This window comes from Streptosporangium sp. NPDC005286, from assembly GCF_040607515.1.
Classification (GTDB): domain Bacteria; phylum Actinomycetota; class Actinomycetes; order Streptosporangiales; family Streptosporangiaceae; genus Streptosporangium.
Map to the genome: position 1 here is coordinate 14,918 of NZ_JBEXGU010000032.1, position 24,425 is coordinate 39,342.

Genomic DNA, 24,425 nt, shown 5'->3' on the forward strand with positions numbered 1-24,425 from the left:
GACCTATCCGACATCCATCCTGGCACGTCGGATCGGGACGAGCCCTCCTTCTCAAGGAGGGATCATCCCCTAGGGGGTGCGGCCAGGATCGCATGAAAGATCAGGGAGGGGCCCCAACAGGCGCTCTCCCGAAAGGAGCGCACCGGCCGTCCTCATGCCATCCGCCGGACGACAGGGCCGCTCAGCGGGCACCGGCGGACAGTGAGCGCAGGACCTCCACATCGACCTCATGCAGCGACCCGACGACAAGACGGCCCGGCGCACCGGGAATCGGCAGCACGCTCGGCACCGCCACCACCCGGCAGCCCGCCGCGGTAGCCGATGTCACCCCATTCGGGGAATCCTCCAGCGCGACGCAGCGGGCCGGGTCCACGCCCAGCAGACGGGCCGCCGTCAGGTAGGGCTCGGGATCGGGCTTGGTCCTCGCGACATCGTCACCGGTGACCACGTGGTCGAAGTGATGCCTGCCGATGCTCCGCAGGCACGCCTCGGCGATCGGCTGTGCCGAGGAGGTGACCAGGGCGGCGGCCAGGCCCTCCCCGTGCACCCCCGCCAGTAGCTCGGCGGCGCCCGGCATCATCTCCACACCACCGGCGAGCCTGGAGATCATGCCTTCCACCATCCAGCTCTCCACCTCCTCGGGGGCGGCGCTCCCGCCGGAGACCCGGAGCATGTACGCCACGGCCGCCGACATCGAGCCGCCCACCATGTTCTCCTGGTGGGCGGCCCCCCACTCGCCGCCGAGCCGCTCCATCACCTCGGTCTCGACCTGGAACCAGATCTTCTCGCTGTCGACGAGAAGCCCGTCCATGTCAAAGAGAACCGCTTCCATACCCTTGTAGCCCTTCCGGCAGACGGTCACACGTTGAAGTAGTTGGCCTCAGGGTGATGGACGATCAGCGCGGACGTCGACTGTTCGGGGTGGAGCTGGAACTCCTCGGACAGCTCGACGCCGATCCTGGACGGGTCGAGCAACCCCATCAGCTGGACCTGATCCTCCAGATTGGGGCAGGCCGGGTAGCCGAAGGAGTAGCGGCAGCCCATGACGTTGACCTTGAGCATGTCCTCCAGGGACTCGTCACCGCCGATGCCCAGTTCGGTGCGCACCCGCGCGTGCCAGTACTCGGCCAGGGCCTCGGTCAGCTGCACCGACAGACCGTGCAGCTCCAGGTAGTCGCGGTAGGCGTCCTTGGCGAACAGCTCGGCCGCCGCCTCGGAGACCCGGTTGCCCATCGTCGCGACCTGGAAGGCGACGACGTCGACCTCACCGGAGTCCTTGGAGCGGAAGAAGTCGGACAGGCACAGGTGCCGGTCGCGGCGCTGGCGCGGGAAGGTGAACCGGGTGCGCTCGTTGCCCCCCTCGTCCAGGATGATCAGCGAGTCGCCGTCGCTGACGCACGGGAAGTAGCCGTAGACGACCGCCGCCTCCAGCAGGCCCTCGGTCTGCATCCGCTCCAGCCACATCCGCAGGCGCGGCCTGCCCTCGGTCTCGACCAGTTCCTCGTAAGAGGGCCCGTCACCACCGCGGGCGGCCTTGAGGCCCCACTGACCCATGAACGTCGCCCGCTCGTCAAGGAACGCGGCGTACTCCGCGAGCGGTACGCCCTTGATGACGCGCTCGCCGAGGAAGGGCGCCGCCGGCACCGCGTTGTCGACGGCCACGTCGGAGCGGGCCGGCAGCTCCTCCACCGGCGTCCTGACCAGCGTGGCTCCGGTCTTGACCCGGCGCTCGCGCAGCGGCGGCAGGCTCGCGCCCTTCTCGCCGCGCTTGACCGCCATGAAGGCGTCCATCAGGCGCAGTCCCTCGAAGGCGTCGCGGGCATAGCGGACCTCGCCCTGGAAGAGTTCCGCGAGGTCCTGCTCGACGTAGGCACGGGTCAGCGCGGCCCCGCCGAGCAGCACGGGGAACCTGTCGGAGATGCCCCTGGAGTTCATCTCCTCCAGGTTCTCCTTCATGACCACCGTGGACTTCACCAGCAGCCCGGACATGCCGATGACATCGGCCTTCTTCTCCTCCGCGGCCTCCAGGATGACCGACACCGGCTGCTTGATGCCGAGATTGACGACCTCGTAGCCATTGTTGGAGAGGATGATGTCGACCAGGTTCTTGCCGATGTCGTGCACGTCACCCTTGACCGTGGCGAGCACGATGCGGCCCTTGGTCTCGCCCTCGACCCGGTCCATGTGCGGCTCCAGGTAGGCGACCGAGGTCTTCATCACCTCGGCCGACTGGAGCACGAACGGCAGCTGCATCTGGCCGGAGCCGAACAGCTCGCCGACGGTCTTCATGCCGTCGAGCAGCACGTCGTTGACGATCTCCAGGGCGGGGCGCTGGGCGAGGGCCTCGCCGAGGTCGGCCTCCAGGCCCTTGCGCTCACCGTCGACGATGCGGCGCTTGAGCCGCTCCCACAGCGGCAGCGCGGCGAGTTCCTCGGCCTTGCTCGCTTTGAGAGCCGCGGCGTCGACGCCGTCGAACAGCTCCATGAACCGCTGCAGCGGGTCGTAACCCTCCCTGCGCCGGTCGTAGACCATGTCCAGGGCGACCTGGCGCTGCTCCTCGGGGATGCGCGCCATCGGCAGGATCTTGGAGGCGTGCACGATCGCCGCGTCGAGGCCGGCGTTGACGCACTCGTTGAGGAAGACCGAGTTGAGCACGATGCGGGCAGCGGGATTGAGACCGAACGACACGTTCGACAGGCCCAGTACCGTCTGCACTCCGGGGTGGTGCCGCTTGATTTCCTTGATCGCCTCGATCGACTCCAGCGCGTCGCGCCTGGTCTCCTCCTGGCCGGTGGCGATGGGGAAGGTGAGCACGTCGACGAGGATGTCCTCGACGTTCATGCCCCACTTCGTGGTCAGGTCCTCGATGAGGCGCAGCGCGATCCGGACCTTCCAGTCGGCGGTGCGCGCCTGGCCCTCCTCGTCGATGGTCAGCGCCACCACGGCCGCGCCGTACTCGCGTACCAGCGTCATGTTCTTGTGGAAGCGCGACTCGACGCCGTCGCCCTCCTCGTAGTTGACCGAGTTGACGACCGCGCGCCCGCCGAGCATCTGCAGCCCGGCCTCCAGCACGGCGGGCTCGGTGGAGTCGAGGACGATCGGCAGCGTGGAGGCGGTGGCGAAGCGGAAGGCCAGCTCCTTCATGTCGGCCACGCCGTCGCGCCCCACGTAGTCGACGCAGAGGTCGAGCATGTGCGCGCCGTCGCGGGCCTGCGCCCGCGCGATCTCCACGCACTCCTCCCAGTCCTGGGCGAGCATCGCCTCCCGGAATGCCTTGGAACCGACGGCGTTGGTGCGCTCGCCGATGGCCATGTACGAGATGTCCTGGCGGAAGGGGACGCTCTGGTAGAGAGAGGAGGCACCGGCCTCGGGGCGTGGCCGGCGCGGGGCCGTCTCCTGCCCGCGTACCCTCTCGACGACCCGGCGCAGGTGCTCGGGCGTGGTACCGCAGCAGCCGCCGACGAGGGAGAGGCCGTAGTCGCGGGTGAAGTTCTCGTGCGCCGAGGCCAGTTCCTCGGGGCTCAGCGGGTAGTAGGCGCCATCGGAGGTCAGCACGGGCAGTCCGGCGTTGGGCATGCACGAGAGGCGGATCCGGGCGTGGCGGGCCAGGTAGCGGAGGTGCTCGCTCATCTCGGCGGGACCGGTCGCGCAGTTCAGGCCGATCACATCGACGCCGAGCGGCTCGATCGCGGTCAGTGCCGCGCCGATCTCCGAGCCCAGCAGCATCGCGCCGTTGGTCTCGATGGTCACCTGGGCGATGATCGGCACGTCCCGGCCGGCGTCGGCGATGGCCCGGCGTGCGCCGATCACCGCCGCCTTGACCTGGAGCAGATCCTGGGAGGTCTCGATGATCAGGGCGTCGGCGCCACCGCCGACCAGCCCCGCGGCGTTGTCGTAGTAGGCGTCGCGCAGCACGGCGTACGGCTTGTGCCCGAGAGTCGGGAGCTTGGTGCCGGGGCCGATGGAGCCGAGCACGAAGCGCGGCCGCTCGGGGGTGGACCAGGCGTCGGCCGCCTGCCGGGCGACGCGGGCACCGGCCTCCGAGTACTCGAATACCCGTTCGGAGATGTCGTATTCACCGAGAGCCGAAAGGTTGGCCCCGAAGGTGTTGGTCTCGACGCAGTCGACCCCCACCTCGAAGTAGGCCTCGTGCACGGCGCGGACGATGTCGGGGCGGGTGACATTGAGCACCTCGTTGCAGCCCTCGTGGCCCTGGAAGTCGTCCAGGGTGACGTCGTGGGCCTGAAGCATCGTCCCCATGGCCCCGTCGGCGACCATCACGCGCTCGGCCAGGACTTCACGGAAGGACGGGGTGCTTGTCATGAGACAAGAGTACTGGGGTCCACATGGCCGTTATTGTTGTTGACAGCAATTGAACTTCTTGTCCAATTAACACGGCCACCCCTGTGAGGCACCGATGGCGACCTACCGCACCATCCTTGTCGGCACCGACGGCTCCACCTCCTCCTTCGGCGCGGTCTCCTCGGCCGCCTCCCTCGCCGCCGCCACCGGCGCCGACCTGATCCTGGCCTGCGCCTACTCCCCCATGCGCGAGCGCGACCGCAACGCCGCCGCCGACGTCCTCGGCGACCTCTCCTACAAGGTGACCGGCTCCACCCCGGCGGACGACGCCCTGCGCGCCGCCCGGGAGCGCGCGGCCGCCGCGGGCGCCCGGACGATCGAACTGGCCGCCGAGGAGGGTGACGCGGTGGACGTGCTGGTATCGCTCGCCGGCAGGCGCGGGGCCGATCTCGTGGTCGTCGGCAACCGGGGGCTCAACAGCCTGGCGGGGCGGCTGCTCGGCTCGGTGCCGTCCGGCGTGTCCCAGCGCGCGGGCTGTGACGTCCTGATCGTCCACACCACATCCGGAAGGTGACGTGAAGGCCCCCTCACGGCATAGGCTTAGCCGGATAGGACGGTGCGGTGAGAAGGAGGGGCGCGTGATCGAGATCGAAGGTCTGCCCGAGCTCGTCGACCCGGTGATGATCGCCGCGTTCGAGGGGTGGAACGACGCGGGCGAGGCCTCGAGCGGAGTGATCGCGCACCTCGAGGGCGAGTGGAAGGCGACCCCGCTGCTCTCCCTGGACCCCGAGGAGTACTACGACTTCCAGGTGACCCGCCCGATCGTCGAGATGGGCGAGGGGCTGACGCGCTCCATCACCTGGCCGACCACGAAGCTGTCGGTGGCCAGGCCGCCGGGCGTCGACCGCGACGTGGTGCTGCTCCGCGGTATCGAGCCCAACATGCGCTGGCGCGCTTTCTGCGAGGAGATCGTCCTGGTCTGCCGGGAGCTGGGGGTCGAGCTGGCGGTTCTGCTCGGCGCGCTGCTCAACGACTCGCCGCACACCCGTCCGGTGCCGATCGTGGGATCGGCGACCGACGAGGGGCTGGCCAGGGCGATCAACCTGGAGCTGAGCCGCTACGAGGGACCGACCGGCATCGTCGGCGTGCTCCAGCAGTCCCTGGGCGCGGCCGGGCTGCACGCCGTGTCGCTGTGGGCCTCGGTGCCGCACTACGTGGCCCAGCCCCCCAACCCGAAGGCCACCATGGCACTGCTCAGCCGGATGGAGGACCTGCTCGACATCCCGATGCCGCTGGGCGAGCTGGCCGAGGAGTCCCGGGCCTGGGAGCACGGCGTCGACGAGCTGGCCTCTCAGGACAGCGAGGTCGCCGAGTACGTCAAGGAGCTGGAGGAGCGCAAGGACGCCGCCGAGCTGCCCGAGGCCAGTGGTGACGCCATCGCCGCCGAGTTCGAGCGCTACCTGCGCCGGCGCGACCGCGACTCCGACGGCTGAGCCCGCGGCCGGCGGTCACCACCGGCCGTTCCCCTCCGCCAGGACCGGACGCGCGGAGACCAGGCGCCTCCGGTCCGAGTCCAAGGTCACCGGCGCCGGGCACGCCTGGTCGAACCGGGCCCACACCAGCGCGGCCAGATCGGCGTCCACCCCCAGGGGGGCGGCGACCAGGTCGGCACCGGACGTCTCCAGACGGTCCTGGAAGAAGCCCGGGGCCAGGAGGTAGGAGGCGAGCGCGATCCGCGGCGCGGGTCCTGAGCGCAGCCGCTCCAGGGCCTCGGCGATCGAGGGGGTGCCCGTCGCGGCGAAGGCCGCGGTGACGGGGCGGGAGAGCCGGACCGAAAGCAGCCGGGCCGCCGCCCGCACGTCGGCCAGCGCCGCGGGGTCGGACGACCCCGCGGCTCCCAGGATCACCGAGTCCGCCGCCCTCAGCCCCGCGGCGGCCAGTCGTCTGGCGAGCACGGCCGCGAGCAGCGGATGCGGCCCCAGCGGGGCCGTCACCGTGGCGTCCGGCCTGGCCGCGGCCACCACCGCGGGCAGGTCGATGTGGGCGTGGTAGCCGCCCGCCAGCAGCAGCGGGACCACCACGACAGGGCCGGGCACCTCGACGAGCACGTCGGCCAGCGGGGGTGAGCTGATCTCCAGGAACGCCTGCTCGACGCGCGTTCCCCGGCGGCCCTCGCGTACCAGGTCACGCAGACCGGCCAGGGTCTCCTCCCCCCTCGCGCTGCGCGTCCCGTGCCCGGCGAGGACCAGCGTCGTCACAGGCCTTCGCCTCGGTCGCAGGCCAGGCGGTAACCGCGTTTGACGACCGTCTCGACGATTCCCGAGGGGCCGAGCGCCCGGCGCAGGCGGGTGATGGCCATCTCGACCGCGTGCTCGGCCGAGTCCCGCGACGGGCCGCCGGGGAGCACTGTCCGCAGGTCGGAGCGGGCCACCACGTGCCCGGGTTTGTCGGCCAGACGCTTGAGCACCGCCATCGGCGCCGGCGGCAGCGGCTTCAGCTCGCCGTCCACCGCGACGGCGTGACCGCGGATCTCCAGCCGGTGGCCGCCCGCGACCAGGCGGGTGACACTGTGCTCGGGCAGGTGCCTGGCGAGGGTACGGGCCAGCGTGCCCAGGCGGGAGCGCTCGGGCTGCACGGTGGGCACCCCGCGTGCCTCCAGGGGCCCGGCGGTGACCGGGCCCACACAGGCGGCGACGACCGGCCCCGCGAAGGCCGCGACCAGTGCGTCCTCCAGGCCGTCCGCGCGGGCCGAGTTGAGCATGGCCAGCACGGCCGGGGCACTGGTAAAGGCCACCGCGTCCACCCCGCCGGAGATCGCCTGGCTGACCAGGCGGCGCAGCGGCGACACGTCCCTGTAGGGCAGCCACCGGTAGACCGGCACCTCGATGACCTCCGCGCCGGCTTCGCGCAGTGCGGCCACGAAGCCGGTCAGCGGCTCCCCGTGCAGCTGCACGGCGATGCGGCGGCCGCGCAGGTCCTGGGCCAGGAGGTGCTGCTTGACCTCCTCGCACGACTCCGTGGACGGGGTCCAGTGGTCGTTCAGCCCGGCGGCCCTGACCGCGCCGCGGGCCTTGGGCCCGCGGGTCAGCAGCCGTGCGGAGGTCAGGTGCTCGGCGAGGTCGCCCGCCAGCCCCCAGCCCTCGGCGGCGGCCATCCATCCCCGGAAGCCGACGCCGGTGGTGACCACCACGTCGTCGATCGGGGCGGACAGGCCGGCGCGCGTCGCGGCCAGCAGGTCGGCGTCCTCGGCCAGGGGTACCAGGCGGATCGCGGGGGCGCGCACCACCCTGGCGCCCCTGCGTTCCAGCAGCGCGCAGAACTCCTCGCGCCGCCGGGTGGCGGTGACCCCGATCGTGAACCCGGCCAGCGCGTCGGGCGCGGTCTCGGGAGAGTCGACGGGGCTGTCCAGAACGGCGATGCTCATCTGTCGTTCACCACTCCTCGCTTGATCTTCTTCAGGTATCCGGCCGCCTGCGGGCTCACCCCGTGCCCACCTCCACCGTTTCGCCGGTGAGGCGGACCGGGTAGGTCGGCACGGCCGTCGCGGGGTCGTCCAGGCACACCCCCGTCGCAAGGGAGAAAGCCTGCTTGTGCATGGGGGAGACCACCACCGGCTCGCCGGCCCTGGTGCCCATGATCCCGCGGGACAGGACGTGGGCACCGCTGAACGGGTCACGGTTGCCGATCGCGAACAGGGTGCCGTCGAAGGCGCGGAAGAGCGCGATCTGGCGACCACCGACGAGCGCGCACACGCCACGCTCGGGCAGCAGGTCCGGGTAGGAGCAGACCGGCGTCCAGCCGGCCTGCTCCAGCTCTTCGCTCAGGGCGGTCATCGGTGAGTGCCTCTTCTCGGGATGTCGGCGGTGGCGGGCCGGAGCGGGCCTCCCACCGCGCCGGCGGGGGATGTGGGACATGGGGGCGGCTGGTCAGGAACGGACCACCTCCAGTGGGATGAGGACCGGTTTCACCTGGTCACGCTGGGATTCGAAGGCGATCGAGGGGTCCGGCGTGCCGGGGGCGTTGATGAAGGAGACGAACCGCCGTAACCTCTCCGGGTCCTCGATCGTGGCGCGCCACTCGTCGGCGTAGCCGGCCACGTGCCGCTCCATCTGCGCCTCCAGGTCGGCGCAGATCCCGAGGGAGTCCTCCAGGACGACCTCCCTGACGTAGGCCGGCCCCTGTGCCTCCAGCCAGGCGGAGGTGCGCTGCAGGCGGTCGGCGGTACGGATGTAGAACATCAGGAACCGGTCGATGGCGCGGACCAGTTCCTCGGTGCCCAGATCGGAGGCGAACAGGTCGGCGTGGCGCGGGCTGAAGCCGCCGTTGCCGCCCACGTAGAGGTTCCAGCCCCGCTCGGTGGCGATGACGCCGAAGTCCTTGCCCCTGGCCTCGGCGCACTCGCGGGCGCAGCCGGAGACCGCCGACTTCAGCTTGTGCGGCGAGCGCAGCCCCCGGTAGCGCAGCTCCAGCGCGATGGCCAGGCCGACGGCGTCCTGCACGCCGTACCGGCACCAGGCCGAGCCCACGCAGGACTTCACGGTGCGCAGTGCCTTGCCGTACGCGTGCCCGGACTCGAAGCCCGCGTCCACCAGGCGCTTCCAGATCAGCGGAAGTTGCTCCACGCGGGCCCCGAGCAGGTCGATCCGCTGCCCGCCAGTGATCTTGGTGTACAGGCCGAAGTCGCGGGCCACCTCGCCGATCACAATGAGCCCGTCCGGGGTGATCTCCCCACCGGGGACGCGCGGCACCACCGAGTAGGTGCCGTTGCGCTGGATGTTGGCCAGGAAGTGATCGTTGGTGTCCTGCAGGGCGGCCTGCTCTCCGTCGAGGATGTGGCCGCCGCCGAGCGAGGCGAGGATCGAGGCGACCACCGGCTTGCACACGTCACAACCGCGCCCGGTGCCGTGCTCGGCGATCAGCTGGGAGAACGTCGTGATGGCGCGCACCCGGACGATGTCGAACAGCTCCGCCCTGCTGTACGCGAAGTGCTCGCACAGAGCCTTGGAGGGTTCGACGCCCGATTTGACGAGAATCTGGTTGAGCATCGGGACGCAGCTGCCGCAGGTGGTGCCCGCGCGGGTGCAGCCCTTGATCCCGGCGACGTCGGTGAGGCCGTGGTCGGCGATGGCGGCACGCACCTGGCCCTTGGTGACGTTGTTGCAGGAGCAGACCTGCGCGTCGTCGGGAAGCTCCACGCTCGCCGGGCCACCGCTGAACAACAGCTCGCTCGGCGATCCCGGCAGATCGCGGCCGACGAAGGGCTTCAGGGTGTTGTACGGGGTGGCGTCGCCGACGCAGATCCCGCCGAGCAGGGTGCGCGCGTCGTCGCTGACGAACAGCTTCTGGTAGACCCCGCCCACCGGATCCATGAAGGTCACGTCCAGCGCGCCGTCCATGGCGCCGAACTGGGCGACCTCCACACCGAGCAGTTTGAGCTTGGTGGAGAGATCCGCACGGGTGAAGACCGCCCCGCCGCCGAGGATGCGGTCGGCGGCGACCTCGGCCATCGTGAAGCAGGGGCCGACCAGCCCGTAGACCACGCCCTCGTGCGACGCGCACTCGCCGATCGCGTAGATCGCCGGGTCGGCGGTGCGCATCCGGTCGTCCACGACGATCCCACCGCGCCCGCCAACCTCCAGCCCGGCCTGCCTGGCCAGTTCGTCACGGGGCCTGACCCCGGCGGAGAAGACCACGATCTGCGCCTCGACGGTCTCCCCGTCCGGCTTGACCAGGCCCGCCACCCGCCCGTCCGGGCCCGCGACGATCTCCTGCACACCCGCCTCGGTGTGCACCCTCAGGCCGAGCCCCTCCACGTGACCGCGCAGCACCGCGCCGCCGCCCTCGTCGACCTGGCGGGGCATGAGCCAGCCGCCCATCTCCACCACGTGCGTCGACAGGCCCAGGCCACGCAGGGCGTCGGCGGCCTCCAGCCCCAGCAGCCCGCCGCCGACCACGACGCCGCTCGTGGCGGCCGAGGCGGCCTCCCTGATCGCGTCGAGATCGTCGATCGTGCGGTAGGTGAAGCAGCCGTCCAGTTCCCTGCCCGGCACCGGCGGCACGAACGGGCTGGACCCGGTGGCCAGCACCAGCACGTCGTACGGCTCGCGACGGCCGTCCGCGGTGGTGACCTCCTTCGTCCGCCTGTCGATGTCGACGACCCTGGACGACAGGCGCGGCACGACTCCCTCCGGCACCGGGTAGGTGAGATCCTCAACGCTTCTGCCCGCCAGGTAGGAGGTCAGCGCCACCCGGTCGTAGGCCGGTCTGGGCTCCTCCCCCAGCACCGTGATCCGGCCCGTGAACCCCTTGGCGACCAGGGCCTCGACCAGCCGGTGCGATGTCGGTCCGTTTCCCACCACGACAAGTCGTGACATGATCGCGCTCGCCCTTCCGTCCGCTTCGTCTGCCCGTCCCCGATGGATCGCCCCGCTCACCGGGCGGGGCGGCTCCGTGTCCGTCCGGCGCCCGGCCGTTCCCTCGCCTCCAGCGCCGGTCACGCCGAGACTCCTTCCTGCTCGCAGAGCCAGCCGACGATGCCCTCGACCGCGTCGCGGCAGCCACCGCAGCCGGTGGTGGCGCGGGTGGCGGCGGCCACGGCCGTGACGTCCCTGGCGCCCGACTCCCAGCAGGCCCTGATCTGCCCCTTGGTCACGTCGTTGCACTGGCAGACCTTCGCCGCGTCCGGCATCCTGACCGGGCTCTCGGCTACCGCGTTGCCCTGCAGACCGGGGAAGAGCAGACCGGCCCGGTCTCCCGGCAGTGGCCCGCCCCGGTCGAACAACTGGGTGAGGTTGCCCACCGCCGACGTCTCACCGAGGAGGATCACGCCGACCAGGCGGCCGTCGCGGATGACGAGCTTGCGGTAGGTTCCCGCCGCCCGGTGGCTGAACCGCACGACCTCTGCGTCGTCCTCGGTCAGGTGCGTCTCGCCCATCGCGGCCAGTTCCACGCTCCTGGCCTTCAACCGGGTCACCAACCGCGATCCCCGGTATCGGGCGGCCTTGTCGGCCCCCGTGACGATGTCGGCGACCACCGCGGCCTGCTCCCAGGCGGGCGCGACCAGCCCGTAGACCCTGCCCCGGTGCTCGGCGCACTCGCCGATCGCGAAGATCGACGGGTCGTCGGTGCGCATCTCGTCGTCGACGACGATCCCACGCGCCACCTCCAGCCCGGCCTCGCGAGCCAGCCCGGTCACCGGGCGGACCCCGCAGGCGAGCACCACCAGATCGGCCTCGACCGTCTCGTCTCCCGCGAGCCGCACACCGTCGTCGAGGATCTCCTCGACCACGACGCCGGTCCTGGTCCTCACCCCCAGCCCGCCCAGGGTCTGGCCGAGCACCAGCCCGGCCTCGGCGTCCAGCTGACGGTCCATCAGGTGCCCCGCCAGGTGCAGCAGCGTCACCGGCAGGCCGCGCCCGGCCAGGCCACGCGCCGCCTCGACTCCGAGCAGACCACCTCCGATCACCACGGCGTGCCGCGCCGCGCCGGCGGCCCGCAGGATCCTCCTGCAGTCGTCCATCGTGCGGAACGTGACGGCCCTGCCCGCCGCACCCGGTACCGGCGGCACGACCGCCGCGCTGCCTGTCGCCAGCACGAGGACGTCGTACGGCTCGCGCCTGCCCGTGGCGGTGAGCACGGCCCGGTTCTCCCGGTCCACGGCGGTCACCTCGACCCCGGACAGCGCCGTCACCGAATGATCGGCGTACCAGGCCGGGTCGAGTAATCGCACCTGGTCGGGCGGCATCGTCCCGGCCACGACGTTCGACAGCAGCACGCGGTTGTAGGGCTGCGACTCCTCGGCCCCGAACACGGTCAGCCCGACGTGCCGGTCACGGGCACGGATCTCGCTCACCAGACGGGCGCCCGCCATCCCGTTGCCCACGACCACGATCCGGGTCATCCGGCACGCTCCACTCTGACCGCGCAGACCTTGAACTCCGGCATCCTCGACACCGGGTCCAGCGCGGGGTTGGTGAGCAGGTTGACGCCCGGCCAGTGGAACGGCATGAACACGGTGTCCTGCCGGATCGCCGGATTGACCCTGGCCGGCGCCTCGGTCGCGCCGCGCCGGCTGACCACCCGCAGCATCTCCCCCGGGGCCACGTCCAGGTGCTCGGCGAGGTCGGGGTGGAGTTCCACGAACGCCTCGGGTGCCGCCATGTTCAGTGTGGCGATCCGCCGGGTCTGCGCACCGCTCTGGTAGTGCGCGAGCACCCGTCCCGTCGTGAGATGGAGCGGATACTCCGGGTCGACGTCCTCCTCGGGCGGACGGTGCTCGACCGGTACGAACCGGGCGCGCCCGTCGGGCGTGGCGAAGCCGTCCAGGAAAGGCCGGGGAGTACCCGGGTGATCCTCGGCCGGGCAGGGCCAGAACACCCCGGTCTCGGCGGCGATCCGCTCATAGGTGATGCCGGCGTAGTCGGCGATCCCACCTGCCGAGGCCCGGCGGAGCTCATCAAAGACCTCGCGCGGATCGGTGGGGAAACCCTCGGCTCCGGCTGTCCCGCGCAGTCTCGTGGCGAGCCCCCGGAGAATCTCAAGGTCGCTCCGCACCCCTGACGGCGGGGCGGCCGCCTGGCGGCGGAGCAGCACCCGGCCTTCCAGATTCGTCATGGTGCCGCTCTCCTCGGCCCACTGGGTGGTGGGCAGCACGACGTCGGCCGTCGCGGCGGTCTCCGACAGGACCAGGTCCGAGACCACGAGCAGATCCAGTGAGCCGAGCCGCTCGGCGACGTGCCCGGCACGCGGCGCGGAGACCAGCGGGTTGGAGCCGAACAGCAGCAGCGCCCGGGGGCCGCCGCCGGTGCCGAGCGCGTCCAGCAGCTCGTAGGCGGAGCGGCCGGGTCCCGGCAGGTCACCGGGGTCGACGCCCCACACGGCGGCGACGTGGGCGCGGGCCGCCGGATCATCGATCCTGCGGTAGCCGGGGAGCTGATCGGCCTTCTGCCCGTGCTCGCGGCCTCCCTGCCCGTTGCCCTGCCCGGTGACGCAGCCGTAACCCGACCCCTCGCGCCCCGGCAGCCCGAGGGCGAGCGCGAGGTTGACGAACGCGCTGACGGTGTCGGTGCCCTTGGCGTGCTGCTCGGCGCCGCGCCCGGTGAGGATCGCCGCCCGGCTCGCGCCCGCGAGGATCGCGACCGCGTCGCGCATCCGGGCGACCGGCACACCGGTGATCCGTTCCACTCGCTCGGGCCACCAGGCCGCGACCGAGGTGCGGACCGCGTCGAACCCGCTCGTCCTGGCGGCCACGTACGCCTCGTCGACATCACCTTCGGCGACCACGATGTGCAGCAGGCCCAGGGCCAGCGCCAGGTCGGTGCCGGGGGTCGGCTGCAGGTGCAGGTCGGCCTGCCGGGCGGTCGCGGTGACCCGCGGATCGATGACGATCAGCCGGCCGCCCGCCGCGCGCATCGCGGTGAGGTGACGGACGAACGGCGGCATGGTCTCGGCCACGTTTCCGCCCGCGATCAGGACCGCGTCGGCACGGGCGAGGTCGGTGATCGGGAAGGGCAGACCACGGTCCATCCCGAAGGCTCGGTTGGTGGCCGCGGCGGCCGAGGACATGCAGAACCGGCCGTTGTAGTCGATCTGGCTGGTCCGCAACACCACCCGGGCGAACTTGCCGAGCAGGTACGCCTTCTCGTTGGTGAGGCCGCCGCCGCCGAACACGGCCACGCCGTCGGGGCCGTGTTCGGCCTGGACGGCACGTATCCGGTCGGCGACAAAGCCGAGCGCCTCGTCCCAGCCAACCTCCTCACCGTGCAACAGCGGGGTGGTCAGCCGCTCGCCGGTGAGGAGCTCACCGGCGGTCCAGCCCTTCTGGCACAGTCCTCCCGCATTGGCCGGGACGTCGTGACGCGGAGTGATCGTGACGGTCTCGTCCACCGCGACGTTCATGCCGCACTGCAGAGCGCAGTAGGGGCAGTGCGTCGCCGTCCCACCCTTCACAGGTGTCTGGGGGGGAAGTGAGACCGGCATGGGTCCGATGGTGCTTTCAGGCGGTTTCACCGTGAGGTCTCCCCTGTTACCGATGTGCTACAAGCCACTAACCGTGTTCACATTCGCAATGAGGTGGATGTGAGTTATCCGTCGGCCAGGCCGGTGCCGGATGTGAGCACGGCGGGTGCCGGGCCTGGCCGGCGCTCACACCCGGGCCGCCGCCAGGCTCGGCACACTGCCTGCGGCACGCAGGTAACAGGCCCAGGTGATGACCGCGCACACCAGGTAGAAGGAGGCGAAGGAGGCCAGTGCGGCCCCCGCCCCGCCGGTCGCGGCGATGGAGCTGCCGAATCCGCGGTTGATGAAGAACCCGCCGAAGGCACCGATCGCGGAGATGATTCCGATGGCCGCGGAGGCGTCCCGCTTCCCGACGGCCACGGCGGCGTCGTGAGCGGCCGTGCCCGGGGTGACGCCCTCGACCGCCTTGGCCCGGAAGATCGCCGGAATCATCCGGTAGGTGGAGCCGTTGCCGATACCGGTGGTGGCGACCAGGAGCATGTAGGCACAGAAGAACAGCGCGAAGCCGCGCTGGGACAGCCCCTGCCAGACCAGCACCGCCGCGCCCGCCATCGCGGCGAAGTTGACGAACGTCACCCGCGCCCCGCCGAGCCGGTCCGACAGCCAGCCGCCCGCCGGGCGGACCAGGGAGCCGAGCAGCGGACCGAGGAAGGCCAGCCAGACCAGCGAGGCCTGCTCGGGAAACTGGCTCTTGATGAGCAGCGGGAACGCGGTGGAGTAGCCGATGAAGGAGCCGAACGTACCGATGTACAGGACTGACATGATCCAGGTCTGGACCCGGCCGACGACCTTCAACTGGTCCGCGGGACTGGCCTTGGCCGAGGTCAGGTTGTCCATGAAGAAGTAGGCGCCCACCGCGGCGGCCAGGATGAAGGGAATCCAGAACAACCCCGCGGCGGCCAGCCCGAACGCCCCGATCACCAACGGCATGAGGAGTTGGACGGAACTGACCCCGATGTTGCCGCCGGCCGCGTTGAGCCCGAGCGCGGCCCCCTGCCTGTCCCGGGGATAGAAGTGGGTGATGTTGGCCATGCTGGAGGCGAAGTTGCCACCGCCCAGCCCCGCCGTGGCCGCGATGGCGAGGAACACCCAGTAGGGGGTGCCGGGGTCGCCGACCGCGACGGCCAGCAGCACCGCGGGCACGAGCAGGAGCAGGGCGCTGACCACCGTGAAGTTCCGGCCGCCGAACCTAGCCGGGGCGAAGGTGTACGGGATGCGCAGCGCCGAGCCGACCAGGTTGGGCAGGGCGACGATCCAGAAGAGCTGGTCGGTGGAGAAGTCGTAGGAGCCGAGTTGCACGGCCACGATGCTCCAGACGGTCCACAGCGTGAACCCGAGGTGCTCGGCGAAGATGGAGAAGACCAGGTTCCGCCTGGCCACCTTCCGGCCGTGCTCCTGCCAGAAATCCGGATCGTCGGGCCGCCAGTCGCTGATCCAGGGCCTCATCGTCTGTCCTCCTGTGGTTTCGGGGGGCTTCGATCTCCGAAACTAGGAGGGCGGCGTTACGCACATTCACTGTCTGTGATGGTGCACCGGTTACACGTAACTAACCCTGGAAATACGCAATGCACACGCCGCACACTCGCAACACTCCGGAAACCCAGGGGGGTGCGGGAAGCCGGCGACCGTTCGGTCACGAACACGCTCTGTCACGATCCCGCGCCCCCAGGGTAGCGGCGCGGCCGGCTCCTGGAGTGTGATCGCGCTCACGCTCACGCCGCCCAGAGATGCGGGGAGAGGCCGAACGCTCGTGGAGCCGATGTGGCCTGAAGCGAGAGAACGCTCATGCCGTAAGGCGTGGGCCGGTCGGAGCGCGCCTACCGAAGCACACTCACAAGTAACGGCAATGGTTGAGCCGGCGCGACAACGGGAACCGTCACCGGTGCCGATTCATCCGCCTCGGGGAGTGCGCGTGGCCGTCCAGCCAATCCGACTGTTCGACGATCCCGTGCTGCGCACGGTGGCCGAGCCCGTGACCACCTTCGACCGCGCGTTGCGCGTCCTGGTGAAGTCGCTCCAGGCCACGATGCGTGCCGGCACGGGCCGCGCGGGACTCGCCGCCCCGCAGATCGGCGTCCCGCTCAGGGTCGTCGTCTACGAGTTGGACGGCAAGTCCGGCCACCTGGTCAACCCGCGCCTGGAACTGTCCGAGCGGAGGATCGTGGCCGACGAGGCGTGCCTGTCCGCCCCCGGCCACTGGTGGCCACTGGAACGCTCCTACATGGTCACGGCCCGCGGTCGTGACATGTTCGGCAAACCCGTCACCGTCCGGGCCCTGGGCATGCTGGCCCGCGTTCTCCAGCACGAGGCCGATCACCTCGACGGCACCCTCTTCATCGACCGCCTCCCCGAGGAGGAGCGGGAACGCTTCCTCGCCTCGATCTCTTGACTTGCACACCTCACAACTGTCCGATAGAGTATTGCAGTTGCAGTCGTAGTTCTCAGCTTAGCCTTATCATCTCAAGTGCTTATGAGAAGTCCGCCGACAGCGGACGTTACAGTTTCTCCGGATGGTTTCCGCGGGTGCATGGTAGGGTCCGCAACGCAGCCCCGTGCCGCCGACCTGGTGGTTCGGTGAGGCTCCCAATGAGGAGAAGTAGTTTTGTCTGAGGGCACCGTTAAGTGGTTCAACGCCGAAAAGGGCTTCGGATTCATCGCACCGGATGACGGCACCGCCGATGTCTTCGTGCACTACTCGGCTATCAACTCCAGCGGCTACCGCAGCCTGGAGGAGAACCAGCGTGTCAGCTTCGTCACCACGCAGGGCCAGAAGGGCCCGCAGGCCGACAAGGTCGAGCTCATCTGACCTGGTTTGACCTCAAAGGCTTCGGGCTGAGCCCGCACCGCGCAAGCGGTGCGGGCTCAGTCGTTTTTCCGGCCCCTGCTCCCCCGCCGGGGAGTGCCCTCCAGGCGGCCGCCCGAAGAGCACTGACCTCAGAGCGGGCAGGGCGGCTCTCAACGCGGCTCTCAACGCCGCCGAGAGCCCCGGGCAGCGCCAGAGAGGGCCGGACACCCCGCCTTCAGAGCGCGACTCCGAGCAGCGCGTCCGCGATCCGCCCGACAAGGAGCGGCGCGCCCGGGTCGCTGCCGCCCTCCGACAGGGCACGCTCGGCCCAGTCGTCGATGACCGCGAGGGCGCCGGGAGCATCCAGGTCGTCGACCATCCGGGCACGGACCCTGTCGAGCACGACACCGGCGTCGGGGCCGGTCTGCAGGCCCGCCGCCGAGCGCCAGCGCGCCAGCCGCACCTCCGCCAAGGCAAGCTGGTCGGAGGTCCACTCCCAGTCGGAGCGGTAGTGATGCGCCAGCAGGGCCAGCCGGATGGCCATCGGATCGGTCTCCCCGCGCAGGCGGGAGACGAAGACCAGGTTGCCCTTCGACTTGGACATCTTCTCGCCATCCAGGGCGACCATGCCCGCGTGCACGTAGGCCTTGGCGAAAGGCCACTCGCCACACGCCACGTGGCCCTCGTGGGCGCCGCACTCGTGGTGCGGGAAGATCAGGTCGGAGCCCCCACCGGCGACGTCGAAACCACTGGACAGGTTCGCCAGAGCGATCGCGGTGCACTCGATGTGCCAGCCGGGCCTTCCCTGACCGAACGGCGAGGGCCAGGACGGCTCCCCCGGGCGCTCCGCACGCCAGAGCAGCCAGTCGAGCGGGTGCTTCTTGCCTGGGCGGTCCGGGTCCCCTCCGCGCTCGCCGAACAGGGCGAGCATCTGCTCCTCCGGGTAACCGGAGACGGCACCGAACTTGGGGGCCGCGGCCACGTCGAAGTAGACGTCACCCTCCAGGTCGTAGGTGGCGCCCTTGTCACGCAACAACTCGATCAGGGCCGCGACCTGGTCGATCACCTCGGTCACGGCGACGTAGTCGCGCGGCGGGAGGATGCGCAGCGCCTCCATGTCCGACCGGAACAGCTCAATCTCGCGCTCGGCGAGGTCACGCCAGTCGATGCCGGTCTGCTCCGCGCGTTCCAGCAGGGGGTCGTCGACATCCGTGGCGTTCTGGGTGAAGTGCACCTCGTGCCCGGCATCTCGCCAGGCCCGGTTGACCAGGTCGAAGGCGAGGTAGGTGTTGGCGTGGCCCAGATGGGTGGCGTCGTAGGGCGTGATGCCGCAGACGTACATCCGTGCCGTGGGACCCGGCTTTGTCGGGACGACATCTCGCACGGCGGTGTCGAAAAGCCGCAGCGGGACACCGGCACCGGGAAGCCGAGGAACCTTCGGCGCAGACCACGATCTCATAAAGTGAGCCTATCGAGCAGACAGACCACCCCGATCAGCTCGGGGTGGCGGATACAGAGGCATTCGTCTCAACTCCGCGAGGCACCCAGATCATTCCGTGCGGACTTCGCGGAAGGCACCCGGATCACGGGGGGCGGCGGTGAAGTCGTAGCGGACGCCGCCCGGCGCCAGGGCGAGCAGGGTGACGGAGAGAGAGCCGAAGATCCGCCCGTCGGGCAGCTCATGATGAATGATCATGGACCGGAGGTCCTCGGAGGGAATCCCCGCCCCGGTGGCGAGTTCCCGCCACTCCTCCCAGGGGCCGTCGAGTTCCGTGGGACGGCCGGCCTTTGCGAACAGGGGGCGGAAGAACGCGACGCGCTCGTTCTCCTCACCGCGTTCCCAGCCGCTGTTGACGATCATGTGGGTTCCCGGAGGAAGGACGTCTCGCTCCAGCGCGGTCCCATCCCAGTGCCACAGGCAGGCCCCGGTGGGATCGGCGCGCAGCAGGTGGAAGGGGTCATAGCGGTCAAGGTCGCTCTCCACCGGCCGGCCTCCGGCGGCCGCCAGGAGCGGGAGGTCACCGCGTGAGCGGCGCGTCTCCTCCGGGGCGAGCACGCCGTGCCCGTTGAGAAGGGCCCCGACCCTCCTGGCCCGGGGGTCGACGGCCAGCCAGGTGCCGCCGCCCTGAAGGTCTCGACCGCCGATCAGGCCGGGCCGGTCCTTGTGCCAGTGTCCCGCCGGCGGAGCCCAGGGACGGCCGGTGAACTCATCACGCACCCCGACCACGATCAGGGGGATCTCGGCGCTCGGATCGATGCTGACGACAACCGTGCACATGCCCGGAGGCTACGCCTCCGCCACGAGCGGGCGCGGAGCGGGGTCCTTCGCCGGCAAGGAGTCCGAGGTCACGGCACCTGCCATCCGGGGCTCAGATCGGCGGCCACGGGATCGCCGGCCACTCCTTGGAGGGGAGGGGGTGCAGGCCGGTGTCGAGAAGCCTGCGGACCCGCGACCAGGTCGCCTCGACCTCGGGGAGGGTGAGGAGTTCTCGGAGGCGGCGGCCGAGCCGCCCTTGCTCCAGGTCGCGTTCGAGGCGGGTCAGGACGTTCATGGCCTCGCGGGACAGGGGCTTGCCGCGCCACTGCCAGAGCACGGTGCGGAGCTTGTCCTCGGCGGAGAAGGAGACCCCGTGATCGACCCCGTAGACATGGCCGTCGGCGAGCGGCAGCAGGTGGCCACCCTTGCGGTCGGCGTTGTTGACGACGGCGTCGAAGACGGCCATCCGCCGCAGCGAGGGCTGGCGACTGCGGATCAGCACCATCAGGTCGATCTCGGGGTCGGTGTCGATCCAGAGCTGGCACATTCCCGGGCCGAACGGGCCGTCCCGGTAGACGGTGGGCGGCACGATCCGCCAGCCGATCGCCGCGGAGACCTCGTAGGCGGCGACCTCGCGGGCGGCCAGGGTCCCGTCGGGGAAGTCCCAGAGCGGGCGCTCCCCCCGTACCGGCTTGTACACACAGGCCGCCGCGAGCCCGCCGAGCCGGACCGAGCAGTAAAGCGTCATGTTGGTCGCCTCGACCAGGCGACCCGCCACATCCAGCCGTCCGTCACGGAGCAGACGCATCGCGGTCTCGTCATCCAGCCCCGCGGCCGGCGCCGTACTCAGCGTCGGCTCGCTCTCAGCGCTCATTCGCCTCCTCCACCAGATGAAGCGCTACTACCCCGGTAACCGTTGAGCCGCACACAAATATGCCCTTCGGCATCGAGAGGCTGGGCGCAGAGCGGGCAGGGCGGACGCCCGGCGGCGACGAGTGCCATGGCCCGCTTGGTGAAGGCCCTGGCGGCGCTTGGGCTGATGTGCACGCGCAGCACCGTGAGATCGGCGGGCGAGGACGGCTCGAACTCCTCCTCGACCCCGGCCTCCTGGGCCTCGATGACCACCTGGTCGGCCTCGGGGTCCCAGGCCAGGGCCATGGTGCCGACGCGGAAGTCCTCACTGATCGGCACGTCGAGAGGGGCGTTGTCGGCCAGCGCGGCCGGAGCGGCGGCGGGCACCGGGACACCGGCCTCGCCGCGCCGCAACACCTCGTCGAGCAGTTGGTCGAGGCGGTCGGCCAGCGCGGCCACCTGGAACTTCTCCAGCGCCACGGTGGTCAGCCTGCCCTGTCCCCGCGCCTGCAGGAAGAAGGTTCGTGAACCCGGTTGCCCCACGGCACCGGCCACGAATCTCTCGGGTGGATCGTAGTCGAAGACCGGCATAGCCCGACCTTACGTGGTCCCGGATCCGCCGCCGACTGCGGCATCACTCCCGGTGGGATTTTCTCCCCCGTCCTCGCCTTCCGAACCCTCCGCGAGGCGCAATCCAGCCATATCCCCACCCGTGTCGTTGAGCCTGAGCACGAAGGGGCGCAAGGGGGTGTAGCGAATGACGGTGAGCGAGGCCGGATCAGCGGTTATCCGTTGGAACTGGTCCAGATGCAGCCCCATGGCGTCGGCCACGATGGCCTTGATCACGTCTCCGTGGCTACAGACGAGGTAGACCGCCTTCGGGCCGAGGCGCTCGTTCCATTCCCTGACCGCCGCCACGGCGCGGTACTGGACGGCCGGCAGGGATTCTCCCCCGGGGAACGTCACCGCGCTCGGATGGGCCTGCACCACCGGCCAGAGGGGGTCCTTGACGAGTTCGGCGATCGGGCGGCCCGTCCAGTCACCGTAACGGCACTCGCCGAAGCGCTCATCGGTCAGTACCTCCGCCCCCTGTCGCCCCTCGGCGACCGCCTGCGCGGTCTCCTGACAGCGTTCCAGCGGGCTGGAGACGATCGCGTCGAGCTCCAGCGAGGTCAGCCGGGTGGCGAGGGCCTTCGCCTGGGCCTGTCCCGCGTCGCTGAGGTGAACATCCGGGGTCCATCCCGCGAGGACCGGACCGGTGAGGTGGGTAAGGCCGTGTCTGGCCAGCAACAAGGTCGTCACGCGGGCAAGTCTTGCAGCCCTCACTCCACTACTTTTAAGTGGCCGAGCGGTAATCTGGCCGGATCATGGAGCAGCGCTATGTGGGCCGGAGCGGCTTGTCGGTGTCCCGCCTGGGACTGGGGACGATGACGTGGGGGCGTGACACCGGCGCCGAGGAGGCCGCGGCGCAGCTCCGCATGTTCGCCGAGGCCGGCGGCACGCTCATCGACACCGCCGACGTCTACACGGGCGGCGACGCCGAACGGCTGCTCGGGCGGCTGCTGCGCGACTCGGTACCGCGTTCGGAGCTGGTGCTGTCCACCAAGGCCGTGCTCACCCCCGCCGGGCGCAGACCCCGCGACGCCTCAAGGAAGCACCTGGTCGCCGCGATCGACGCCTCCCTGACCCGCCTGGGCGTCAACGAGGTCGACCTGTGGCAGCTGCACGCCTTTGATCCCGACGTCCCGCTGGAGGAGACCCTGGCCGCCGTGGACGCGATCGTGTCCTCCGGGCGGGCCGCGTACGCCGGGGTGTGTGACTACGCGGGCTGGCAGCTGGCGACCGCCGCCGTGGGGCAACGGGCGGTTCCAGGGCGGGTGCCGATCGTCGCGGCCCAGGTCGAGTACTCGCTCCTGGCCAGAGAGGCCGAGCGTGAGCTGATCCCCGCCGCCGAGCATGTCGGCGCCGGGGTGCTCGCCTGGTCACCGCTCGGGCGCGGGGTCCTCACCGGCAAGTACCGCACGGGTATCCCCGCCGACTCTCGGGCCGCCACCCCGCACTTCGCCGATTTCGTCACGCCCTACCTCGACGAGCGGTGCCGCCGGGTCGTGGAGTCGGTGACGACCGCCGCCGAAGGGCTTGGCGTCTCGCCGCTGTCGGTGGCCCTGTCGTGGGTACGCGACCAGCCGGGGGTGGCCTCCGCCATCGTCGGCGCCCGCACCCACACGCAGCTGTCCGGGGTGCTCCAGGCCGAGGACCTGGCGTTGCCCGTGGAGATAAGGGAAGCACTCGACGACGTGTCGGCCGACTGAGACGCCCAGGACGGAAACCGAACGAGAATTCGCCTCGCGTATCACTAGTCGATACCGAATAGCAACTTTCCGTGAAAAAACCGGGCCCCCCCACAAGACTGTCGAACAGGTGGCGGGGGCACCCGGATGTCGGCAGCACATCACGGCCGATATCCGACCCGGGGGAAGGGAGACGAGTGCGAACCGCGATGTCGGCAGGCGCACTGGCGCTGGTGCTGGGCAGCGGGATCCCGGCGGTCTCGTCGGTGGACACCGCCCGGGAGGACACCGTCACGCAGGTGGACGACTGCGATCACGGAGGGCTGCTGGGCACCGTGACGGGCGGGATCTGCCGGACCGTGGACAACGTGGTGAGCGGCATCACGGGCGACACCTCCCCGCTCGCACCCCTGCTGGCCCCGCTCTCGTCCTCGCCCGCCGGTGACGACACCGCCGGCACCACGGCTCAGACGCCCGCCGCCGAGAAGACGTCCCCCATCGGGGAGGAGGCACCGGCCACCTCGGCCGGCGAAACCCGACCCGCAGAGGGCAAGGAGACCCCCTCCGGCAACGGGCCGCGCCCCGAGGATCCCACCGGCACCTGCCGGCCCACGGCGGCCTCCCCCAAATGCCCGGACCCGTCGGAGAGTCCCCTCTCTCAGGAGGCGGCCCGGCCCAAGCCGTCGCCGAGCCCCTCGCGCGACCACGGCCACCGGCCCGCGCGGAAGGAACCGGTGCCGGTGCCGACCGGCCGGACGCGACAGCCCTCACGGTCGCCGTATCCGGAGGCCGACACACCCACGATCGACGTGGACGCACCGGTGACCTCCGAACCGTCACCCGTGGTCGACGCCGAGGCACCCCGGGTGGAACTGCTCTGGCCGGCCCCGCTGATGCAGGAGTTGCAGCGGCAGATGTCAAACGAACGGCCGGTGACGCCCAGCCGGTCATCCGACACGGCGGGCACCGTGCTCACCACCGCGGTGCTCATTCTGGCCATCCTCGCGGTCCGCCTGCTGTACAGCAGGCGGAAGGTCAAGGAGTCGATCCCCTTCGAGCCGGTGCCGCCGGGCCATCACCGGGTGGCCTAGCCCCCTGCTCTCTGGATCTCTTGCCCACCTCGGTCACGGGCGCCACCTGACCCGCGAGACAGGATCTAGGCTCCGATGGCGTGCACGCCGCCGTCGACATGGACGATCTCACCGGTCGTGGCGGGGAACCAGTCCGACAGCAGGGCGACACACGCCTTGGCCGCCGGAATCGGGTCGTTGATGTCCCAGCCGATCGGGGCCTTGGCGGGCCAGCTGTCCTCGAACTCGCCGAAGCCGGGGATGCTCTTGGCGGCCATGGTCCGGAGCGGACCCGCCGCGACAAGGTTGACCCGGATGCCGTGCTTGCCCAGATCGCGGGCCAGGTAGCGGGAGCAGGACTCCAGGCCGGCCTTGGCCACCCCCATCCAGTCGTACACCGGCCAGGCCTTGGTGGCGTCGAAGTCGAGGCCGACGATCGCGCCGCCCTCCTTCATGAGCGGGAGCGCGGCCACCGCGAGCGACTTGAACGAGTAGGTGGAGACCTGGACGGCGGTCGCCACGTCCTCCCACGAGGTGTTCAGGAAGTTGCCGCCCAGGGCGGTCTGGGGGGCGAACCCGATGGCGTGCACCACGCCGTCCAGGCCGCCGAGGTGTTCGCCGACCCGGTCGGCCAGGGAGTCGAGGTGCTCGGTGCTGGTGACGTCGAGTTCCAGCACCGGCGGCGGCTCCGGCAGGCGCTTGGCGATGCGCTCGACCAGGCTGAGCCGGCCGAAGCCGGTGAGCACGATCTGGGCGCCCTCCTGCTGGGCCAGTTTGGCCACCGAGAAGGCGATGGAGGAGTCGGTGAGCACCCCGGTGACGAGAAGCCGCTTGCCTTCGAGAATTCCCAC

General features: G+C 70.6%; 21 protein-coding genes. 6 read left to right on the forward strand and 15 right to left on the reverse strand.

Features of this window, described 5'->3' with window-relative positions:
- Positions 1 to 181: 181 nt before the first annotated feature.
- Both ABZU75_RS14695 and metH read right to left on the reverse strand, forming a co-directional pair.
- Entirely contained in the window at positions 182 to 832 is a 651-nt protein-coding gene (locus tag ABZU75_RS14695; RefSeq protein ID WP_355553956.1) for an HAD family phosphatase, read from the reverse strand.
- 26 nt (positions 833 to 858) lie between these two features.
- Positions 859 to 4,323, reverse strand: coding sequence for a methionine synthase (gene metH / locus ABZU75_RS14700; protein ID WP_355553959.1), 3,465 nt, complete (start codon positions 4,321 to 4,323; stop codon positions 859 to 861).
- A 94-nt stretch (positions 4,324 to 4,417) separates the two neighbouring features.
- Between metH and ABZU75_RS14705 the strand changes: the two genes are divergently transcribed.
- On the forward strand, positions 4,418 to 4,876 hold the full coding sequence (locus ABZU75_RS14705; protein ID WP_355553962.1) for a universal stress protein: 459 nt from the start codon (positions 4,418 to 4,420) through the stop codon (positions 4,874 to 4,876).
- 64 nt (positions 4,877 to 4,940) lie between these two features.
- Complete coding sequence (locus ABZU75_RS14710) at positions 4,941 to 5,795, forward strand: PAC2 family protein (RefSeq protein WP_355553965.1); 855 nt, start codon at positions 4,941 to 4,943, stop codon at positions 5,793 to 5,795.
- A gap of 15 nt (positions 5,796 to 5,810) precedes the next feature.
- On the opposite strand, the gene ABZU75_RS14715 is transcribed toward ABZU75_RS14710, so the two are convergent.
- The 7 genes from ABZU75_RS14715 to ABZU75_RS14745 all read right to left on the reverse strand — a co-directional run bounded on the left by ABZU75_RS14715 (position 5,811) and on the right by ABZU75_RS14745 (position 15,765).
- A complete protein-coding gene (locus ABZU75_RS14715) occupies positions 5,811 to 6,560 on the reverse strand; it encodes a CbiX/SirB N-terminal domain-containing protein (RefSeq protein ID WP_355553968.1) in 750 nt (249 codons plus the stop codon).
- On the reverse strand, positions 6,557 to 7,726 hold the full coding sequence (locus tag ABZU75_RS14720; protein ID WP_350919164.1) for a uroporphyrinogen-III synthase: 1,170 nt from the start codon (positions 7,724 to 7,726) through the stop codon (positions 6,557 to 6,559). Before ABZU75_RS14720 ends, ABZU75_RS14715 begins: the two co-directional genes overlap by 4 nt.
- Before the next feature lie 55 nt (positions 7,727 to 7,781).
- Complete coding sequence (gene nirD / locus ABZU75_RS14725; RefSeq protein ID WP_350919161.1) at positions 7,782 to 8,135, reverse strand: nitrite reductase small subunit NirD; 354 nt, start codon at positions 8,133 to 8,135, stop codon at positions 7,782 to 7,784.
- 93 nt (positions 8,136 to 8,228) lie between these two features.
- The gene (gene nirB, locus ABZU75_RS14730) at positions 8,229 to 10,676 is read right to left on the reverse strand and encodes a nitrite reductase large subunit NirB (RefSeq protein ID WP_355553973.1); all 2,448 of its coding nucleotides are present in this window, start codon (positions 10,674 to 10,676) and stop codon (positions 8,229 to 8,231) included.
- Between the two features lie 119 nt (positions 10,677 to 10,795).
- Entirely contained in the window at positions 10,796 to 12,202 is a 1,407-nt protein-coding gene (locus ABZU75_RS14735) for an FAD-dependent oxidoreductase (RefSeq protein ID WP_355553976.1), read from the reverse strand.
- Entirely contained in the window at positions 12,199 to 14,280 is a 2,082-nt protein-coding gene (locus ABZU75_RS14740; RefSeq protein WP_355553979.1) for a molybdopterin-dependent oxidoreductase, read from the reverse strand. Before ABZU75_RS14740 ends, ABZU75_RS14735 begins: the two co-directional genes overlap by 4 nt.
- A 165-nt stretch (positions 14,281 to 14,445) precedes the next feature.
- Positions 14,446 to 15,765, reverse strand: a complete 1,320-nt coding sequence (locus ABZU75_RS14745; protein WP_355553982.1) for an MFS transporter — start codon at positions 15,763 to 15,765, stop codon at positions 14,446 to 14,448.
- 466 nt (positions 15,766 to 16,231) lie between these two features.
- Between ABZU75_RS14745 and def the strand changes: the two genes are divergently transcribed.
- Both def and ABZU75_RS14755 read left to right on the forward strand, forming a co-directional pair.
- Entirely contained in the window at positions 16,232 to 16,708 is a 477-nt protein-coding gene (def, locus tag ABZU75_RS14750) for a peptide deformylase (protein ID WP_343961111.1), read from the forward strand.
- Between the two features lie 213 nt (positions 16,709 to 16,921).
- Positions 16,922 to 17,125: a cold-shock protein gene (locus tag ABZU75_RS14755; RefSeq protein WP_030904638.1), complete on the forward strand. Its 204-nt coding sequence runs from the start codon at positions 16,922 to 16,924 to the stop codon at positions 17,123 to 17,125.
- A gap of 214 nt (positions 17,126 to 17,339) precedes the next feature.
- On the opposite strand, the gene mshC is transcribed toward ABZU75_RS14755, so the two are convergent.
- From mshC to ABZU75_RS14780, 5 genes are all read right to left on the reverse strand, one after another.
- On the reverse strand, positions 17,340 to 18,563 hold the full coding sequence (gene mshC / locus ABZU75_RS14760) for a cysteine--1-D-myo-inosityl 2-amino-2-deoxy-alpha-D-glucopyranoside ligase (protein WP_355553988.1): 1,224 nt from the start codon (positions 18,561 to 18,563) through the stop codon (positions 17,340 to 17,342).
- 90 nt (positions 18,564 to 18,653) lie between these two features.
- Entirely contained in the window at positions 18,654 to 19,382 is a 729-nt protein-coding gene (locus ABZU75_RS14765; RefSeq protein WP_355553991.1) for an NRDE family protein, read from the reverse strand.
- Between the two features lie 91 nt (positions 19,383 to 19,473).
- Positions 19,474 to 20,235, reverse strand: coding sequence for an SCO1664 family protein (locus ABZU75_RS14770; protein WP_355553994.1), 762 nt, complete (start codon positions 20,233 to 20,235; stop codon positions 19,474 to 19,476).
- Entirely contained in the window at positions 20,232 to 20,804 is a 573-nt protein-coding gene (locus ABZU75_RS14775; RefSeq protein ID WP_355553997.1) for a DUF3090 domain-containing protein, read from the reverse strand. The genes ABZU75_RS14770 and ABZU75_RS14775 overlap by 4 nt, the downstream gene beginning before the upstream one ends.
- Before the next feature lie 9 nt (positions 20,805 to 20,813).
- Positions 20,814 to 21,515, reverse strand: coding sequence for a histidine phosphatase family protein (locus ABZU75_RS14780; RefSeq protein ID WP_355554000.1), 702 nt, complete (start codon positions 21,513 to 21,515; stop codon positions 20,814 to 20,816).
- 65 nt (positions 21,516 to 21,580) lie between these two features.
- Between ABZU75_RS14780 and ABZU75_RS14785 the strand changes: the two genes are divergently transcribed.
- Together ABZU75_RS14785 and ABZU75_RS14790 are read left to right on the forward strand one after the other, a co-directional pair.
- Entirely contained in the window at positions 21,581 to 22,525 is a 945-nt protein-coding gene (locus tag ABZU75_RS14785; protein ID WP_355554003.1) for an aldo/keto reductase, read from the forward strand.
- A gap of 176 nt (positions 22,526 to 22,701) precedes the next feature.
- Positions 22,702 to 23,595, forward strand: coding sequence for a hypothetical protein (locus ABZU75_RS14790; protein WP_355554006.1), 894 nt, complete (start codon positions 22,702 to 22,704; stop codon positions 23,593 to 23,595).
- 65 nt (positions 23,596 to 23,660) lie between these two features.
- On the opposite strand, the gene fabI is transcribed toward ABZU75_RS14790, so the two are convergent.
- Entirely contained in the window at positions 23,661 to 24,425 is a 765-nt protein-coding gene (gene fabI / locus ABZU75_RS14795) for an enoyl-ACP reductase FabI (protein ID WP_343961094.1), read from the reverse strand.